Source organism: Flavobacterium rakeshii, assembly GCF_009741375.1.
In the GTDB taxonomy this organism is placed as follows: domain Bacteria; phylum Bacteroidota; class Bacteroidia; order Flavobacteriales; family Flavobacteriaceae; genus Flavobacterium; species Flavobacterium rakeshii.
In genome coordinates, this window is record NZ_WOWP01000002.1 from 1 (window position 1) to 19,988 (window position 19,988).

Sequence of the window (19,988 nt, forward strand, 5' to 3'; positions counted from 1 at the left end):
GGGACTTATTCCGTTTCCTTTTGTTTTCCCGCTGCACCGCACTTTTCGGCTGCTTTCTTTTTTACCGTTTTCTTTTGGAAAACAAATGTGTTTTTTAAGGAGGCTGACGGCTAAAAAAGAAAAGTGATGAATTCATCACAGTTAATTTTTTGTTGAACCCTTAAATCTTAGAAATCATGGGACACAATCTTAATTACAACGAAAGAACAGGTCGTTATTCTTTTTTCAGTGTAAAGGAAAAAGCATGGCACAATTTAGGGCAGGTAGTAACCGACTACCCAACAAGCCAGGAAGCAATTAAACATGCAGGACTGGATTATGAAGTGGTAAAATCGCCACTGTTTACAAACGGTACCAAAACCCTGCAGGCTACCACAGATTTGAATACTGACGAGCCTCTTACAGTACCCAATTACTTTGCCAATGTGCGAAGCGATAACAACACCGTTTTAGGTGTGGTGGGTAAAGATTACCATATTGTGCAGAATCGTGATGCGTTTGCTTTCTTTGATGCAATTGTAGGCGGTGAGAATGGGATTTTATATGAGACTGCAGGGGCTTTAGGGAATGGTGAACGTATTTTTATAACCGCTAAACTGCCTGATTATATCCGTGTGGGTAATGGTGATGATGTAACCGAAAAGTATATTTTCCTGACTACCTCGCACGATGGTAGCGGAAGCATTACGGCAGCCTTTACACCCGTGCGCATTGTCTGCCAGAATACACTTAATGCCTCACTAAAAAACATGACTAATGTGGTACGCATTAAACACACCTCGGGAGCAAACCAGCGTTTGGAAAATGCGCACAAAGTTATGGGACTGGCAAACACCCTGAGCAACCAGTTAGAAAACATCTTTAACGAGTGGGCAACAGTCAGGATTAAAGATGACGAAGTAAAGAAATTAATACAGCTCGCACTATGCCCAAACAAAGAAACCTACGACCTTTTAAAGAAGGGCGCAGAAGATGAATTATCGACTGTATTTAAAAATATGGTAGAAGATGCTTTTGCCTATGCAATGGTAAATGATACCCAACAGATGAATACGACAAAAGGAACTTTGTTCGGGGCTTACAATGCCGTTACAGGCTACTATCAAAACGTTAGAAAATATAAAAATGAAGAAGTCAAATTGCAATCCATTGTAATGGGAGGAACCGCACAAACAAGAGCGCAAAAAGCCTTTGAATTGTGCAGCGGTTTTGCTAAAAGCGACAGCGGGATATTCCTTCTAAACTAATACAGGATTGAACCAATTTTAAAAAGGGCAGGTACTTTAACCTGCCTTTATTTTTACTATCATAGTCATTATTTACCTATGATTGTTTTTATCCTCTGAACCGCATTACATTAGTAGGAAGTATAGAAAAGGCTGCGGTCGATTGCCTTGTCTGCGGCAATGGCAAGATGTCCCGTTGTCGGACAACGGCATCTTGCCGCCCATACTCCGGAGTCGTGGGCGGGGGACACTGCTATGCTTTAAAGCTGTTGAACCAATGAAGAGGATATTATGGAGACTGAGAATAACAACCGCAAAAGGCGTATTTATGTACGCCTTACAGACAAGGAATTTACAACCCTTGAAAGCCGCTGCAAGAACACCACCTGCCGCAGCGTAAGCGACTATGTGAGGCACTGCTTATTCAGCAAACCAATCACCACTATCACAAGGGATGCTTCAGCTGATGAAGCCATTATACGAATGAGCCATCTCAACCGCGAGCTGAACGCCATCGGCAGCAACTTTAACCAGCTGGTCAGGAAGGTAAATGCGTCAGCACAGGCTGGCGAAATTAAAGGATTGCTTTTGCTTTTTGACAGTCAAAAGAAAACTATGTTTTCCAAGATTGATGAAGTTAAAGAACAACTCCAAAAGCTGGCTGAAAAATGGTTGCAATAATCAAGACTGGGCATTCCATCAGGGCGATGCTCAACTACAACGAGAACAAGATTAAGGAGGGCAAAGCTGAATGTATCGGACAGGGAAATTATCCTGTGGATGCCGAAAGGCTGAACTATGCAATGAAACTAAACCGACTTGAAAAGCAGTGCGGACTGAATGAAAATGTAAAGCGGAATACAGTGCATATCTCCCTTAACTTTGACCCGAGCGAGAGAAACCTACCAAAAGAAAAACTATTGGAGATAGCAGGGAATTATATGGAGAAGATTGGTTTTGGAAATCAGCCCTACCTGATTTATCAACATAATGATGCCGGGCATCCGCATATTCATATAACTTCAATCAATGTTCAGGAAAATGGAAAGCGTATTGCTATGCATAATATTGGCAAGGACAAATCAGAACCGGCTCGTAAGGAAATAGAGCAGGCTTTCAATCTTGTAAAAGCGGAAAACCAAAAGAAAAAGGAATATAAGCCGGAACCAGTTTCAGCAAGAGTCCAATATGGCAAAGAGGAGACTAAAAAAGCAATTGAAAACGTCCTGAACTTTGTAGTGAATAACTACAACTACACAAGCCATCCGGAACTGAATGCAGTGCTAAAACTATACAATATTGAAGCGGACAAAGGAAATGAAAATTCAAGGATTGCAAAGCATAAGGGATTACTATACCATGCATTGGATGAAAAAGGAAATCGTGTTGGAGTTCCCATTAAAGCGAGCAGGTTTTATGATAAGCCAACCTTGAAGAACTTGGAGAAGAAATTTGCAGCTAATGAGATTAAGAGGCAGCCGGATAAATCTAGGATTAAAACTGTCATTGACATGGCTTTCATGAAGAACAATATTATTATCCTCGCTCAGCTTGTAAAGCAGCTACAAAAGGAAGGAATTGATACAATAGTGAGACAAAATGCTGAAGGACTGGTGTACGGTGTAACTTTTGTTGACCATAAGACTAAGAGTGTTTTTAATGGAAGTAATATGGGTAAGGAGTATAGTGCTAAGGGGCTTCAGGATAGCTGCGTATTGAATCAACAAAAAGTTGGACAGAAAATTGATTATTCACGTAAAGAATTGAAGAACGTTTTGTATGAGCATAGTGCATCTATGGGAATAAAAGAGCTGACTAATTTTCTGGACGTGTTGATGAAGGTCGACAATAATTGGGATTATTTGTCGAAGAATTTACTACATTCAAAAAAAAAGAGAAGGAGGAAGTTGTAACTTGATATTCGATTAAAAAATAGTTTCTTTGTGTATAATAAAATTTAATGCAGTTGGTATTAAATTAAATTAATCTCTAATATATTTAATGAGTACAAAGTTTTTTACAAATACCGAAGAAAATACTGTTTTCCAAAAGTTTAAGGGCATATTGTCGAATATGAAAGACGTTTTTGCCTTTCATGCTGTCGTTGGTTATTTTCGCTCTTCAGGTTATTTTGCATTACAGCCTTTCTTAAAAGATATTAAGGATATAAAAATTCTCGTTGGCATAAATGTAGATCTAATGTTTGCAGATGCTCAAAAAAAAGGGTTACTATATTTTGGAGAAGAACAAAAAACTAAAGAAGAATTTTTAAAATGGTTTATACAAGATTTAAAAGAAGCTAAATATTCTAGAGAAGTAGAAGAAGGTATTTTACAGTTTATAAAAGATATTGTGGACGGGCGAATAGAAGTACGGGCACATAATTCTAAAGCTATTCATGCCAAATTCTACCTTTTTCTTCCGCAATTGCATTCTGAGCATTCGGATGGTTGGGTAATTATGGGATCTTCTAATCTTACCGAAGCAGGTTTAGGGATAAAAAAATCCCCTAATTATGAGCTAAATATCGCACTAAAGGATTTTGATGATGTTGAATTTACCAAAATAGAGTTTCAAAAACTTTGGCAACAATCAACAACTATTTTGCCTGCTGATATTTTAGAATATAAGAAGAAAACACATATCGGACAATTCTTTACTCCATTTGAAATTTATCTTAAATTATTAATCGAATATTTTGGAAACAACATTGATTACGATCCTGACACAGTTGGGGATTTGCCTAAGAGTTATAAAAAACTAAGTTATCAGGTAGATGCCGTTAATCAGGGATTTCAAATGTTAATGGATCATAATGGTTTCTTTTTAGCAGATGTTGTTGGTCTTGGAAAGACTATTATCGCTTCTATGATTGCTAAGCGGTTTCTGGTTGCTAACGGGTCTTTAAAAACCAAAATATTGGTAGTTTACCCACCTGCGTTAGAAAAAAACTGGAAATCCACATTTAGAATGTTTGGAATTGATAGACATACCAAATTCGTTACTAATGGACGTTTAGAGAAAATAGTCAATGGAGAGGATATGAATTATTGGGCTAAAGAAGATTATGATTTGATATTGGTTGATGAGGCACACAAATATAGAAATCACACTTCGCAAGCTTTCGGACTTTTGCAACGTATTTGTAAAGCTCCAAGAAATAGCGAAGGATTAGTAACAGGGAAAAACAAAAAGGTTATATTAATTTCAGCTACTCCGCTTAATAACAGACCACAGGATCTTTATTATCAATTATTATTATTCCAGGATGCGAGAAGAAGTACGCTTCCCGTTACGAATCTCCAATCATTCTTTGGCCCTATCATTCGAGAATATAAAGATGTGATGCGAGAGGACGAGCCCAATGTGGAAAAAATTCGTGAGCTCTACAATACAATTCGCGAAAAAGTCATTTCTCAAATTACGGTTAGAAGAACAAGAAGAGATTTAGCAAATTATCCAAAATATCTTGATGATTTAAAAGAACAAGGTATTGTCTTTCCTGAAATAGCACCTTTGCGCACTGTGGGTTATAGTCTAAATGCCAAGCTGAGTAAGCTTTTTTATCACACCATATTCTATTTGACTGATGATGATAAAATTAATTATTACCGCTATCAGGCTATTCGTTTTTTGAGAGAAGATTTACAAGACGCTTATTATGATCAAGCTGTTTTGATTTCAAAATCCTTGGCTGGAATCATGAAAACATTAATGGTTAAGCGATTGGAAAGTAGTTTCCATGCATTCCAAATCACACTTAACAATCTTTTAGTATCTACTCAAAGAATGATTAAAATGTTTGAGAGTGATAAGGTCTTGATTGCTCCCGACCTTAATATTAATGAATTGATAGAGAAAGGTTTTTCTATGGATGATATAGAAAACCTTATTATAGAGTTAAGTACAGAGAAACCAAAGAATAACATTTTCAAAGCAGAAGATTTTGAGCCTGAATTATTAACTGGCTTGAGAAAAGACCAAGTTTTATTACAAGAGCTTAGTAATGAGTGGGCTAAAGTAGAAGAAGATCCTAAGATTGAAGAACTGTTTCAAGCACTTGAAAATGAGTTATTAAGCAAAGATAGAAATCCGACGGGACAACTTATTTTATTTACGGAAAGTAATGACACGGCAGATTATCTGGCAGAAAAATTAGTAAAGCGCATCGGAAAAGGCGTATTAAAGGTCTCTTCAGCTAACAGAAATAAGATATTTGAAACCATTCAGGAGAATTTTGATGCGAATTATATAGGCAAAAGAAAGGACGATTATCAAATTCTGATAACAACCGATGTTTTAGCAGAGGGTGTAAATTTACATCGAGCGAATGTTTTGGTTAATTATGACACCCCTTGGAATGCCACAAGATTGATGCAACGAATCGGAAGAATTAACCGAATCGGAAGTATTGCCGGTGTAGTATATAACTATATATTTTATCCGTCACAGCAGGGAGATGAGGAGATTAAGTTGTATAAAAATGCACTATTAAAGTTACAAGGATTCCATTCAGCTTTTGGCGAGGACGCACAGGTGTTTACAAATGAAGAATTGGTAGAACAATTTGAACTTTTCAAAGAAGGGATGCCAGACGAAGAGGATAAACGATTAGTTTATTTAAGATTTATCAGGGAGTTTAAAGACGCTAATCCACGAGAATTTAAGCGTATAAAAAACTTTCCGCTAAAAGCACGTACTGCCCGAAAATACGAAGACACCATGGCAGAAGAAACAAAAGATGCGACCCTTATTTTCCTGAAATCACCCTATAAAATGGAGTTTTATGTTGTTACTAATGACAATAAGGTAACGCCTTTGACCTTTTTGGAAGCTGCCGAAAGGTTCGAGGCAAAAGTAAACGAACAAGGATACGATGTTCCTGCAAGTCACTATGATAATGTACAAGCCGCTTTAGAAGAATTTGATAAAGATTTCTTAGGCGCCACAACAGATACAGTTACAACAACGGATAAAGCCGATGCTATTTCAGCACAAGCAAAGAAATTTTTGCGTGATTTTAAATCAATTACAAGAAAGGCAGATACTAAAAAAGCTTGTGAAGTATTAGCAGACTTAATTGATAAAGGGACATTTACCCCTTTACCTAATGAAATAAGAAAATTGAAACGAAGATTAGACAAGAAGGAAACATCATACGGACAAGCCGACAATTTAATTATTGCCCTTGCAAAAAAATATGATGTGTTTAATGATGGTGAAGACGAACAATCTTCCACCAACGATATAGATCTTAATATCACTCCTGAAATAGTAATCACTGAAACATTTATTGGCTAATGGACAGAGCAACCTTACATAAGATATTTGAAAAAGCATATAATCACCAAGATTGGATTAAAGTCCTACAATCTGTTTTTGGAGCAAGACAATTGTATACACAACCCAAACCTATTCTATTACCCAATAATGATCGTGCAACAGAAGCTTTTGAATTGGGAAATTTTACTACTTCTGATGATCGTATTATTGGTTTGTATCGTATCAACGTTAAATCTGATGTATGGTTAGAAAGAAATAAAGTTAGTCTTCGTGAATTGCTTAGAAACGTTTACAAATATGATGTGGACGGTGCTATTGTTGTTTTTGTTCAGGACGAAAAATGGAGATTATCCTTCATTTCGGAAATAAAAGTACTCAACGATGAGGGCGAAATTATTAAACAGGTAACTGAACCAAAGAGATACACCTATCTGTTAGGTAAGGGCGAAAAAGTAAGAACACCATCTGATCGGTTAAGTAAGCTGACAGGCAAAGTCATATCCTTACAAGACATGCTGAACGCCTTTAGCGTAGAGGCTCTGAACGAAGAGTTTTATAAAATTGTTCAGTCGTTTTTCTATGAATTGGTAGGAGGAAAAATAGGCAAAGGCAAAAAGGTTACAGACTACGGTAATGGTATTTTACAATTACCCAATACTGATCGTAATGTTCGACAAGAATTTGCTGTTCGTTTGATCGGGCGTGCTGTATTTTGTTGGTTTTTGAAAATGAAAAAATCGGATGATGAAATTGCGTTGTTACCCGAAACTTTGCTTTCATCAGATGCAGTAAAACAGTACAACAATTATTACCATACTATTTTAGAACGCTTGTTTTTCCAAACGTTGAATACGCCTATGGATGAGCGCTTAAGCAATTTACCTGAAGGAACAGAAACAATTCCTTTCCTGAACGGTGGTTTATTTGAATCCAATATAGAGGATTATTATAAATCAGATAGCCAAGGAAACAATCAAAACAATTTTGGTATAGGTGACGATTGGTTTTTGAGATTCTTTGAAGAATTGGAAAAGTACAACTTTACCATTGACGAAAATTCGGTTACCGAAATCGAGGTAAGTGTTGATCCTGAAATGTTAGGACGTATTTTTGAAAACTTATTGGCAGAAATTGATCCCGATAGCGGAGAAACGGCACGAAAGGCAACAGGTAGTTTTTATACGCCAAGGGAAATTGTGGATTATATGGCTACTGAAAGCTTAGTACAATATTTGCATAACCAAACTGGCATTGTACAAGAGAAAGTCCGTCCAATTTTTAAAATGTTGGAAACAGCCGACCCAACATTTACCGATGCCGAAAAGAACAATATTTTAAATGCTTTAGACCAAGTAAAAATACTGGATCCAGCTTGTGGTTCTGGTGCTTTTCCTATGGGAGTATTACAAAAAATAGTACAGGCATTACAGAAATTGGATCCTGAAGCGGAATGGTGGAAAAAAAGACAAATAGACAGAATCAAAAATCCAACAGTAAAAAAGCTTCTAAAAGAAAAACTAGCTAGCTCGGGTGTAGAATATGCTCGAAAAATAGGCGTGATACAAAACAGTCTTTATGGAGTGGATATACAACCCGTAGCGGCTGAAATATCTAAATTACGTTGCTTTTTATCCCTTGTAGTAGATGAAAATATTGATGATAGTAGACCAAACAGAGGCGTTGAGCCGTTACCTAATTTAGAATTCAAATTTGTTACAGCCGATACACTATTAAATCTTCCAGATGAAAATAATCAAAGAAGTATGTTCGATAATTTCGATGAGCTGCAAGAGTTGGAAGAATTACGGAATGAATATATTCAAAGCTATGGAAAAACAAAGAAAAGTATAAAGGATAAATTTTTAAAAGTTCAGCAGAAAATTGCTAAAGACCAGAATGGTTTATGGGGAGATTCAGAAAGCAAAGCATACAAATTAGGCAATTGGGATCCATTTGGTAATAGAAAAGCAGATTGGTTTGACCCAAAATGGATGTTTGGATTCGAGGAATTTGATATTGTTATTGGAAACCCCCCATATGGTGTATCAATTAAAGGTGATTACAGAAAAGATATTATAGATCATTTAGGGAAAGTGCCAGATTTTGAAATTTATTACTATTTCATTGAAAAGGCACATCTTGTTTTAAAAGATAACGGAATCTTAAGTTATATAATTCCCAATACCTATCTTTTTAATACCTACGCAACAGATTATAGAAAACAGATTGTAAATAAATGGAATTTAGACGAAATTTTAGATTGTACAAAATTTACAATATTCCAGTCTGCAACCGTAAGGAACACAATAAATCTATGGAGTAAATATGAGCAAAAAAAATCTTTAAAAGTAGGATATAGAAAGACTAAAAATATAAATTCATTTAAAGATCTAATTCTAAAACCTCGTTTATCCATAGATTTCGATGAATTGCTACTGATGAATCAAAACTGGGGACTTGCTTTTATGCTTGACCATTTGACCATAGAAATAATTTCTAGAATTAGAGGCAATAGAAAACAACTCAACAACTACTATCCAGAAATTAGTCAAGGGCTTATTGCCTATGATAAATACCAGGGTCAATCACAGGATATAATTGAAAAAAGAGCATACCATTATAACTCATTTGAAAAAGACAGCTTGAAGAAATGGCTGTGGGGTGCTGATGTTACTAAATTTAATGTAAACTGGAATGGGAAAGAATACATAGATTATTGTGATGGTATAGCTAATCCCAGAAACCCTATTTTTTTTAAAGGAGAGAGATTACTTGTTAGAGAGATTACGAATCCTTCAATTTTTGCAGGGGTTACTGACGAAGAATTATACAATGATCCCTCAATAATAATAGTTAAGTCTAATACGAAGTATTCAGTTAAATTTCTAGCAAGTGTTCTTAATTCGAAACTCGCTACATTTTATCATTTTAATTTTTCGCCTAAAGCTACAAAAGGGGATTTTCCTAAAATCCTGGTAAAGGATATTAAGGAATTTCCTTTACCTATGCCAAATAATACAATTTTGTTTGAAACGGTTGTAGAATACCTAATATTTCTAAAAACTTTAAATAAAGAAAGTTTGGATGTTCAGTTGAAAATAGCGTATCTACAACAGGTTATAGATGGAATGGTTTATGAACTTTATTTTCCAGAGCTATTACAAAAACATCAACGTACAATTACTGAACATCTTGGAGAACTTCCTTCATTAACTCATTTAAAAGAAGAATCAGAACAAATTAAAGTTGTTGAGACAGTATTTAATCGCCTCAACGATAAAACACATCCTGTTCGGAATAATTTATTTTTTATGAAAAATATAAAAGAAATTGCCCTTATAGAGGGAATAAATCAATAGGATATGCGTATAACAGAAATCGAAATTAATAATTTCAGAGCTTTCTATGGCAAGCATACGATAAGTTTAGGTAAAGATGGGAAAAACCTTATGGTATATGGGGAAAATGGCAGTGGTAAAAGTTCCTTTTTCTTAGCTTTGAAATCCTTTTTTGAAGCATCAATGCGTAATGTCGATTTACGAGGGTTTGAGAATATTTTTATTCCTGAAAGTCAAAAAGACACTGCATATCTTCAATTTAAAATAAAACAAAACGAACGTTCATCCTCTGAAACAGTAATTAAGGTTGATGTTGTAAATAATACCATTACAGGTAATGACAAGCTTTTAATAGCCGATGCTAATAAAATAAAAGGCTTTTTCGATTATAAAAGCCTGCTTAGAACCCATTTAGTTGATACGGATGACGTAAATATTTTTCAGTTACTTATTCAAGAAATTCTATCTGAGCAAGAAAATCGATTTACAAACAAAACTTTAGGTAAAGAATGGCGAGAAATCATTTATGATAGCCATGAATTGAAACAAGGCCAATGGGTTGTAAAATCGATAAAAGAGAAAATCGACAATTTTAATAAGGGACTTAAAGAAAAATTACAGTCAATCGAGGATGATACAAATATTTTTATCCAAAGATTTGGATATAGCATTAAGATCAAACTTTCTTTTGACGGAGTTGAATATTATGGGCGAAGAGATATTCGTAATCAAAATGTAGGCATTAAAATAGACTTTTTCTCAAAGCCTATCCCTAAACATCAACACTTTCTAAACGAAGCTAAACTATCGGCATTAGCGATTAGCTTGTATTTGGCAACTATTAAATCAAACCCATCAGAAGGAGTTTTGAAAATTTTGGTATTAGATGATTTGCTCATTGGTTTAGATATGAGTAACCGTCTGCCATTATTGGATATTTTAAAGGAATTTTTCCAAGATGAATATCAAATCATAATGACTACATATGATAAAATATGGTTTGAGTTAGTTAACAATTATTTTGGTATAACTAAATGGAATTACTTAGACATATATTCTAAGAAATTATTAGATGACGACTTTGAAATGCCTATTATTAAGCAGAATACGGATTATATAGAGAAAGCTCAATTTTATTTAGATGAAAAAGATTATAAAGCTTCAGCGGTATATGTCCGTAGTGAATTTGAAAAGCTTGTCAACAATTTTTGTGACAAGAATAATTTATTTGTCAAGTATAAGATTAAGTCTAAAGAGCTTAAAAGTGATGACTTTTGGAATGCAATTAAATTACAGACAACGATAGATGAAGTACTTATAAGTGAGGTGGAGACTTGTCGTGGAACTGTAATGAATCCGTTTAGTCACCACGATTTAAATAAGCCAACGTTTGAAGCAGAATTGATAAAAGCTATTGCAGTTGTAAAAAAACTTAAAACACCATCTTTTAGAAAAGATGGCACTAAAACTTTTGAACAATTACAAAACAAGATAGAGGATTTGGAAAATAAGATACAGGAAAAGGAAGATACAATTCAACAAATTAGGAGTGGTAAAGCTATAAGTCAAGAAGACTAATGATCTTAAGATAGATATAATTTGATTTGATAAAAAGGTAGATATTACTCCATTGAGGCTTAAATAGAACTTTTATAAATTGTATATTTACCCAGTAAACAAATAACGTTTTATATTATAGTATGCCAACAGCGGTTTTTGAAAAACATATTCAGGAGCTTAACTTTTCCTTCATTTCTGATAGAGGGACTAGCGGTGTATTATTAACTGCGAACTACGAAAATCTTACCGAGGCTATTGCTAGTCCAAATATTCTATTTGCATTAGAAACAGCATGTAAATTTGAAGCGGCTGCTGTTTATTTTCGTTACTTCCAAGATGGCAGGGCTGCTGTTCCGCAGTTATATATTTTTGATTATACACAAAAAACTTTAAGTACAGCAGACCGAAACCGTATTCACCGAAATATGTGGAACGGTTATCAGGTTCCTGCATACATCATTATTGAAAAATCGGCTGTCAGTGTTTTTGATTCGAGGGAAAAACCTAAAGAAAATAAAGAACACTATGCGGAGGAAATTATCAGAAAAACAGGTGATGCGATAAAAACATTTAATGCTCAAAGTTTTGATGATGGATTGTTTTGGGAAGAGGAGAATAATAAAAAGCGTTTCCAGTTTGAACAATCAGCTACCCGAGATTTGATTCGTGGACTTAAAAATGTTTATGAGGGATTTCAGAAAGAATCCAACTTGGATAAACATGTCGCTTTAAAGCTTTTAGTGCAGAGTCTTTTGATTAAATATCTGGAGGAGCGTGATGAAGATGCTAAAAGTGGATATTTTGCAGGAACATACTTTAAAAATAATTTCCAGTGTACCGATTTCTGCGATGTAATTCGTAAAGGAAAATTACTTCTTTTGTTAGACAAATTAGCAGAAGATTTTAACGGAAAAATATTTGAATGGCATAAAGAAAATGAAGCTGAAGCAAGGGAAGCTATTCAAAAAAGTGAAGTACAAAGATTAGCTGACTACTTAGACGGAAATAATGATAATGGTCAGCTTGTTATTTGGAGACTCTATTCGTTTTCGCATTTACCTGTAGAGGTTATCAGTTCTGTATATGAAGAATTATTAACCGACAGCAAAGATATTGTCTATACCCCTGAGATGATCGTCTCTACTCTAGTAGATGAGTGTATGCCACTTAAAGTTCCTCAAAAGGACTTTAAGCTAATTGACGTAAGTTGCGGTTCAGGTATTTTTTTAGTCAAAGCATACAAACGCATTGTTCAATGGTGGCGTTATGAGCAATGGCAAAAAACAGGCAAATTAGAAAAGCCATCTCTTGCTGTTCTAAAAGATTTATTGCTAAAAAGTATTCATGGTATAGATATTCAACAGGATGCTATACGACTGTCTATTTTTAGTTTGGCTTTAGCAATTTTAGATGAAGTCAACTTAGATCCCCCTACATGGGGGAAGTTGAAGTTTCCCGATATGAGTGATAATATTATCACTAAAGACTTCTTTGATTTTATAACAGATAATCCTCCAAAGGATTTCTCATTAGTTATCGGGAATCCTCCATTTAATTTAGTTGATGTAAATGGTAAAGAGCCTAGTAGAAAGAAATACTTTAAAGAATTAAACGAAAAAATCGGATATAAAAGTGATGTAAACATTCCTGATGAAAATCCTGCACTTCACTTTTTAGTACAATCTATGAGGTTGCTAAAGAATGAAGGGATGTTATCGATGATTCAGCCATCAGGACCTTTATTATATCAAAAAGGAACAAAATTTAAAAAGGAGTTTTTTTCTTCTTATAATCTTTTGCAAGTTATCGATTTTACTAAACTTGCAGATAAGTTGTGGGGAAGAAAAAATGTCGCAACAGCTGCTATATTCTTACAAAAAGTGGAGCCTAACACAGAGTCTGTTTTGCATTTAGTTGCTAATAGAACCTTTTCAAATACAAATAGGTTATACTTGGAATTTGACTATTATGATTTTCATTTTTTAAGTCAGGAGGATGCTATTATCAATCCTTTCATATGGAAAGCTAATCTATTAGGCGGTGGGAGAATTGTTCAGTTAATTAATAGATTAAGTGAGATACCAATTTTAGGCAATTTTTTAAAGAAAAAAAGAAAAGAAAAAAATTGGGTATTTGGTGATGGGTTTATTAAAGGTAAACCTGACGAAGATTTAGTTCCTTCTGATTTTGAGAAAAAGAAAGGGGGATATAGTGAATATACATATTTAGATGGAAGCACTTGTATAGAAACAAGGTCTTTTACGGAATCTGGGCAATTAAAGACATTTACTTTAGAAAGCAAATTTTATCAATGGGGAAGAATTCCTGAATTATTTCAATCTCCTTTATTCTTAATAAAGAAAGTGATAGGTAAGAATGAAATACCAACCCTATTGATTGATTCTCCGATATCATATAGGGATCAAATAATGGGCATACATGCCCCCAAAGAAGATAGAGAGGAATTAATTGATCTGCATCAATATTTTAAAAAAGAAAAGGATCTCATCCGTTTTTATATCTTGTCCACAAGTGCACAACTTTTGGTAAATAGGGCGACAGCTATATTTAATGAGGATATTTTAAACATTCCTTATGTTAATGACGGGGAAAACACCGTTTCTGAGACAGAAAGGATATTGATAAAAGACTCTCTGAAATTTCATATCAATTTTTTAGAGGAAAAAGTTTTTCAAAAACCATTATTAACAGAGGTTAATGACTTCTCAAATATATTTTGTAAAACTTTAAATAGTATCTATCGTATTAGCAATAAGCAATTTCAACTATACAAAATTTTAGATACAGAAAATTACTATGCTGTACATTTTGAATATAGCGAAGAAATTATTACTCCTATAGAAGAGCAAATCGTAGGTATAGAGCAGTATATTCAAGAAGCTATTCCTCAAAGAGACACTAACCAACAACATGTACACATTCAGAAAATAATGAAAGTATATGGTAAGGATAGTATCATTTTGGTAAAGCCAAAACAACTACGCTATTGGTTGCCTTCAATTGCTCTACGAGATGCCGATGAAGTATTTGCTGACTATGTAAAAGCCCGTTATCAAGATGCTTAGAGATAGTCTGCCTCCATATCAATTACCTACGCCCAATGATTTATCTGTACCGAATAATCATGAGGTAGAACAGATCTTGTTATTTGTAGATAATTATGTGCTTGGATTTCCTGCTTATTATAAAACCATTAAAGATTCAGATAGGGAAAATAGAATTAGTGATTTCCTAGTACATCATTTCCAGCTATGTAAAACTGAAAACAATCAGGATTATTTCCCATACGATTTTAGAAAAAATCCAACCCAAGCAAGTTCAGGAAAAGAAACAGATATTGGTGTTTTTGTATTGACAAGGGGAAGAAAACCATCACCACTAATTGAATTCGAAGCGAAGCGTTTTTCGGAAAGTTCCAGTAACGAGCAATATGTATATGGAGATCGTGGCGGAATTGAACGTTTCAAAAGAGGTGATCACTCTTCACACCTAAAGGTATGTGGAATGTTTGCTTATGTGCAAAGTCGTACTATTGAAGATTGGTTTAGCAAAGTAAATGGCTGGTTAACTAATCAATTCAATACGAATAAGGATAGTTCAATAGATTGGTTGGAGACAGAACAACTATACCAATATGCATCATTTTCTTCTGTAGAAAAATATACTTCTAGCCATACAAGAAAAGCTCTTAAGGACAGCATTTCACTTTGGCATTATTTCATTGATTTAACCTCATAAGAGATTGCTTTGTCTTTCTTTTAGATGAAATCTTTAGTTGGGCTTTATACTTAATTTTATTGTTTGGACTTGTTATAAGTTTTATAACATTCTACACTTGTGTCCGGCTTTTTACTTATATTTTAATCACCGATTTTCGCTTGTGCGCTAATTGACAAATCAGCTCTTCAAAACCCCTACGCTGCGAACTTCAAAGAAAATAGCTGTTTTAGCTTCACTTTCACAATCTAATTCAAGACTAAATATTATAGCTTTATAACATAGCTAATTTGCCCACATCTACCCTGGAGTGGTTCGAAAATTGTTCCGTAAGGACCGCGAGTTATGGTGGACGATAAGGTGTTCGAATCTTCCAAAGTGTTTTAGAGGATATTTTATAAAGACTTTTTAAGTATTGGAGTTAATCAAAGTCAGCTTTTGTAAATCTTCTAGTAAAAAGTTGGAATTTATTTCATTAGGGGCTGCAACCAATTTTAAAATAGTAAAGTAGCCAAGACAAGAATCGAACTATAAGTTTATTATATAACGGTTGTGGCAAATACACGTTACAAATAGCATAGTTTCATCATAAGGTGTAGGATAGTATCTTGTTTTTTGTTTCCAATTTGTTTCTAATATTTCCAATTTTACTCAGGGTTTTGTATTTTTGTTAAAAATTATATCGTTCTGTAAGTCAATATGTTATGTAGGTTTGAGTTGTGGCAAAATCGTGGCAAAGTAAATCGATAATATAAGAAGCCCGGCATTTATGCGGGTTTTACGTATGGGGTTCGACTCCCATCTTCTCCACTTTTAGTGAATTTTTAGCTTTTTTAAAACAAAGCTAAATTTTCAAAAAGTATCGCAAAACCTGCAAAACATTGATTTTGCAGGTTTTTTTGTTTCTTATACTACCTGTAAAATTTTCAAAAGACTGTTGCTGCCTTCTTGAAATTTATAGACGATATTATTGTCCTATTAGCAAAAGGTAAACAGGCCCTTATTGAATTTTTTAAGCCGATTTGGGAGAAAATAGTTAAATGGATACTTAAAAACAAAAAAGCACTTTTAAACAAACTAATATTAGTAAATGATGTTACCGAATTTATAAGGCGGTTTACCTTGAATACCGCACGGCATATTAATTATGGTGAAATAAGAATAAAAAAGCTTAACCCTAACTTTGCCAAAAATGATCCCGCGTATGTGGTAGAAGAGTATTCATACAGCACCACTAATCGGGGTAGAGGAGGTAAAAGTCCTTTAAAGAAATTTGTTTATGAGGTTGAGGTTACCAGTATACGCTCCCTTAATAATCTCAATAAATACATCAAATTGGTGGGGGAACTTGAATTATTGGGGAAATTGCCAACCGGCGAAAAAATTTATAGTGGTAAAGTTCAATACTGGATTAAAGAATTAAATCAATGGAAAGTAAAGAAAATGGCTTCCACCTTTTTTCCAAAAAAATGGTCTGAAGTAAAAATAAGAAGCGTGATTCAGGAGGTAAGCATGAATATTCAGGTAAAACAGGGAAACAGATTTGTTGGAATGACAAAGTAGGGGATTCTAATAGAATTTAGGGTTGATGCTGCCAGCGGGGAAATAACAACAGCTTACATTAAATTAAAATAGACAAATGAAAAAAATTGAATTTTATACTCATCCGGTAGTAGGTAAAGAAAATAAACCTACAAGCGACAAGTACATAATGTTATCATACTTCTTATCAGATCTCAGTGATATTGGAACAATTGAACGCACAGTTTCTGAAATTGAACTAGTTCAGAATAACCAAAAAACTTTTGATGAGGTTTTTACTGATACTTATGGAACAATATCTATCAGCGTTAATGCTGGAACATTTATATGTGACAGGGATACTGCATACCTGACAAGTAATAATCCTGATTTAGAGCCAAGTTTAACACTTCCACTACAAGAATTTATCAATATTCTTGAAGAGTGGAAAAATTTTCTGAAGTAGTATGGTTAATGTCAAATATTCGGGATTCAGCTATTTAAATTATGTAGATCCGATTTGAAATGGTTTGAAAATTGTTCCGTAAGGATCACCAAAAATATCGTGGGCTATAAGGTATTCGAATCATTTATTATCAAAAAAAATATTTCCTATCTGTAGTAGAATTATAATCCGGATAGAAAAATAGGTTATATTGTTTTTGCATAGATTTTAAGAAGCTTCGTGGCACAAATAAAACGAACTTTAAAAAATATAGTAATGGGGCAGGTTTTAGGTTATACGTTCGAATCCCTCATTCTCACTCCACAAGTAAAAACCTTTGGTGAAAACCGGAGGTTTTTTTGTTTATATTAGTTATTGAGTTACATGATTGAACTAATTAATTTAATTATGAAATATTTCGTATTAGTTTGTTTTTTGCTAATTATGAGTTGTAAGTCAGGAAAAGGTACAACTACTCTTGATTCCGTCATTGAAATGCATACACAAAAAAATAATTCAAATTGATGACATTTTAAAAATTAAATAGCATGATTACAAAAGAAGAAGCCCACGATATACTAAAAAAATATCTCGGAAAAAAAAGACGTGATTATATTACCATTAGTCCTGTTAATGAGATACAGTTAAAAGAAAATAAGAAAATTTTATATGGAGATTATGAAAGTGAATACTTAACCGTCTATATAGCGCGTTACAGCGCTTTGTGGGGTATGGAGGAACGGGGGGTAGTTGTATATATAGCTGCAGAAACAGGTGATGTGTTATATTCGCTATCATCACACGGCTGGGTTGAAGAATTAGAATAAGGGATTATAAAGATATCTTGCCGTCTTTGAAAATGTTACTCTAATATGTCAGATAGTTTATTCATACAAGTTTAATTATGAAATATTTTGTATTAGTTTGCTTTTTGCTAATTATGAGCTGTAAGTCAGGGAAAGATGCAGGTACTTTTGATTCTGTCATTGGAATTGCGCACAGCAATAAAACCGGAGCTATAGTATATAGTGATAGTGAAAAAATATATCTAATTGCAGGTTTAAGGTGCTGGGATACTATTTATGAAGGTAAAAAAGTAAAATTAAAGGGGAATTTTAGATTTGTAGATGCGGAAGCTATTCATAGGGAGAATGCTGCCAATCTTTCTTCACCTGTATTAAAAAATCTTGCGTATCAGGGTTATCCCCAATTTTATTCTGTGACAAATGCTACATGGGAATTGTATACCCCTGATTAATCTAGTCCTCTAACAGTACAGGTGTGTAATAAAAGCTAAGTATTTTGAGAATATTTGTAACTAAATTTAAAGATTTTCATGAAAAGATGTTTACAATGTTGAATACGAGAAAGCTGATGGTTAGAGCTGTATTTCTTTTTTTATTAAGTCTAACCTATGTAAGTTGTAATAATCAGCCTATGGATAGCTGCATTGTTAATGGAGTTAATGACTATTGGTTAGTTTATGATGAAGCAGAGCCGGGATATTTAGGAGGTGCTTATTTTAAGTTTAATACTGATGGGACTTCTATTCGCTATCGAAAAAATTTAAATGGTGAATTTGAGCAAATTACTAAAGACGGTGACTTGTTTTTTGATGATGAAGAATGGGTAATATCAAAAGACAGTATTTTAAAATGGGGTGAACACTCGTTAGATATTATTGACTATAATGACAATACATTTATTTTATATTTAAATAGGCAGGACAGATATTTGTTTCTGTTTAAAGAAAAAAAAGGTTCAAATAAGAAAGGGAGTCAGTATTATATAGATAAACGTAAAGAGTATCCTGAAAAATATCCGGAGCCTTATTCGTCAGTCAATAATCAGTAAGTTAATATATTGAACTAGGTCGATGATAGGTGTATTTTTGCTATAAAATTAAAATCTATTAAATCTTTTATAAAAGAGTTCGATAACTATCCCATCTTCTCCACAAGTTAAAAAATCTTTGTTTAGAATCAGAGTTTTTTTAAAGCCTTGATCTTTAATCTTTTTTCTGAAATTATTTGCGTAGTTAAATGACTACATATATATTTGTAGTCATTTAACTACGCGATGAATTTAAGACGTGACGTTTTTCAGGCAATAGCCGACCCAACAAGAAGGTCGATTCTTATGCTGGTGGCTACACAGGCAATGACCGCAGGTACTATAGCCTCAAATTTTGATACCGCAAGACCTACTGTTTCAAAACACTTACAGATACTTACCGAATGTCAGCTACTAAGACCTGAGCAAAACGGGAGGGAGATATACTATCACCTAAATCCCGAGAAGATGAAGGAGATTGCCGAGTTTATTGAGCCGTTCCGTAAAATGTGGGATGAAAGGTTTAACAGGCTTGAGGATGTAATGAAGAATTATCAATCAAAAAACGAACAATAATGGAATTAAAAACAAAAATTCATGCCGAAGACAACCGGCAGGAGCTTGTAATTACCCGAAAGTTTGATTTGCCTGTGGAGCTTCTTTTTAAGGCGTATGAAGATGCCGGTTTATTTGCACAATGGATGGGAACAAACGTAGTGAAATTGGAAGCTAAAAAACATGGCAGTTACAGGTTTGAAACTACCAGTCCCGAAGGGCATGTGGTGTTTAGTGCTAACGGTACTTTTCATGAGTTTGAACCAAATAAAAGGATAGTGCGCACCTTCGAAATGGAAAACACCCCTTTTGAAGCACAGTTGGAGTTTCTGGAGTTTGAAAAACTGACTAATGATACCAGTCAGCTTACTATGCATATTGTGTACAGGTCGGTAGCGATGCGAAACCAAATGCTACAGCTTCCGTTTGCACAGGGGCTTAACATGGCACATAACCGACTGCAGGAAATAACCGAAAAACTAAAGTAGG

General features: G+C 34.2%; 15 protein-coding genes. All 15 read left to right on the plus strand.

Going from position 1 to position 19,988, the window contains the following annotated elements; translation table 11 throughout:
• The first annotated feature begins 176 nt into the window (after window positions 1–176).
• Window positions 177–1,247, plus strand: coding sequence for a DUF932 domain-containing protein (locus GN157_RS01015; RefSeq protein WP_157481284.1), 1,071 nt, complete (start codon window positions 177–179; stop codon window positions 1,245–1,247).
• 270 nt (window positions 1,248–1,517) lie between these two features.
• Window positions 1,518–1,907 carry a plasmid mobilization protein gene (locus GN157_RS01020; RefSeq protein ID WP_157481285.1) on the plus strand — a complete coding sequence of 130 codons (390 nt, stop codon included), beginning with the start codon at window positions 1,518–1,520 and terminating at the stop codon, window positions 1,905–1,907.
• Window positions 1,895–3,139, plus strand: a complete 1,245-nt coding sequence (locus tag GN157_RS01025; protein WP_157481286.1) for a relaxase/mobilization nuclease domain-containing protein — start codon at window positions 1,895–1,897, stop codon at window positions 3,137–3,139. The genes GN157_RS01020 and GN157_RS01025 overlap by 13 nt, the downstream gene beginning before the upstream one ends.
• Before the next feature lie 88 nt (window positions 3,140–3,227).
• Complete coding sequence (locus GN157_RS01030) at window positions 3,228–6,527, plus strand: helicase-related protein (RefSeq protein WP_157481287.1); 3,300 nt, start codon at window positions 3,228–3,230, stop codon at window positions 6,525–6,527.
• Entirely contained in the window at window positions 6,527–9,868 is a 3,342-nt protein-coding gene (locus GN157_RS01035) for an Eco57I restriction-modification methylase domain-containing protein (RefSeq protein WP_157481288.1), read from the plus strand. The genes GN157_RS01030 and GN157_RS01035 overlap by 1 nt, the downstream gene beginning before the upstream one ends.
• A gap of 3 nt (window positions 9,869–9,871) precedes the next feature.
• Window positions 9,872–11,425, plus strand: a complete 1,554-nt coding sequence (locus GN157_RS01040; protein ID WP_157481289.1) for an AAA family ATPase — start codon at window positions 9,872–9,874, stop codon at window positions 11,423–11,425.
• A gap of 122 nt (window positions 11,426–11,547) precedes the next feature.
• On the plus strand, window positions 11,548–14,493 hold the full coding sequence (locus tag GN157_RS01045) for an HsdM family class I SAM-dependent methyltransferase (protein WP_157481290.1): 2,946 nt from the start codon (window positions 11,548–11,550) through the stop codon (window positions 14,491–14,493).
• Window positions 14,486–15,166, plus strand: a complete 681-nt coding sequence (locus GN157_RS01050; RefSeq protein ID WP_157481291.1) for a hypothetical protein — start codon at window positions 14,486–14,488, stop codon at window positions 15,164–15,166. The genes GN157_RS01045 and GN157_RS01050 overlap by 8 nt, the downstream gene beginning before the upstream one ends.
• 927 nt (window positions 15,167–16,093) lie before the next feature.
• On the plus strand, window positions 16,094–16,708 hold the full coding sequence (locus tag GN157_RS01055; protein ID WP_157481292.1) for an EndoU domain-containing protein: 615 nt from the start codon (window positions 16,094–16,096) through the stop codon (window positions 16,706–16,708).
• A gap of 76 nt (window positions 16,709–16,784) precedes the next feature.
• Window positions 16,785–17,132 carry a hypothetical protein gene (locus tag GN157_RS01060; RefSeq protein ID WP_157481293.1) on the plus strand — a complete coding sequence of 116 codons (348 nt, stop codon included), beginning with the start codon at window positions 16,785–16,787 and terminating at the stop codon, window positions 17,130–17,132.
• A gap of 527 nt (window positions 17,133–17,659) precedes the next feature.
• The gene (locus GN157_RS01065) at window positions 17,660–17,938 is read left to right on the plus strand and encodes a hypothetical protein (protein WP_157481294.1); all 279 of its coding nucleotides are present in this window, start codon (window positions 17,660–17,662) and stop codon (window positions 17,936–17,938) included.
• A gap of 77 nt (window positions 17,939–18,015) precedes the next feature.
• Window positions 18,016–18,369, plus strand: coding sequence for a hypothetical protein (locus GN157_RS01070; RefSeq protein WP_157481295.1), 354 nt, complete (start codon window positions 18,016–18,018; stop codon window positions 18,367–18,369).
• 95 nt (window positions 18,370–18,464) lie between these two features.
• Complete coding sequence (locus GN157_RS01075) at window positions 18,465–18,965, plus strand: hypothetical protein (protein WP_157481296.1); 501 nt, start codon at window positions 18,465–18,467, stop codon at window positions 18,963–18,965.
• A 225-nt stretch (window positions 18,966–19,190) separates the two neighbouring features.
• Window positions 19,191–19,520, plus strand: a complete 330-nt coding sequence (locus tag GN157_RS01080) for an ArsR/SmtB family transcription factor (RefSeq protein WP_035134557.1) — start codon at window positions 19,191–19,193, stop codon at window positions 19,518–19,520.
• Complete coding sequence (locus GN157_RS01085; RefSeq protein ID WP_157481297.1) at window positions 19,520–19,987, plus strand: SRPBCC family protein; 468 nt, start codon at window positions 19,520–19,522, stop codon at window positions 19,985–19,987. The genes GN157_RS01080 and GN157_RS01085 overlap by 1 nt, the downstream gene beginning before the upstream one ends.
• The last annotated feature ends 1 nt before the right edge of the window (window position 19,988 follow it).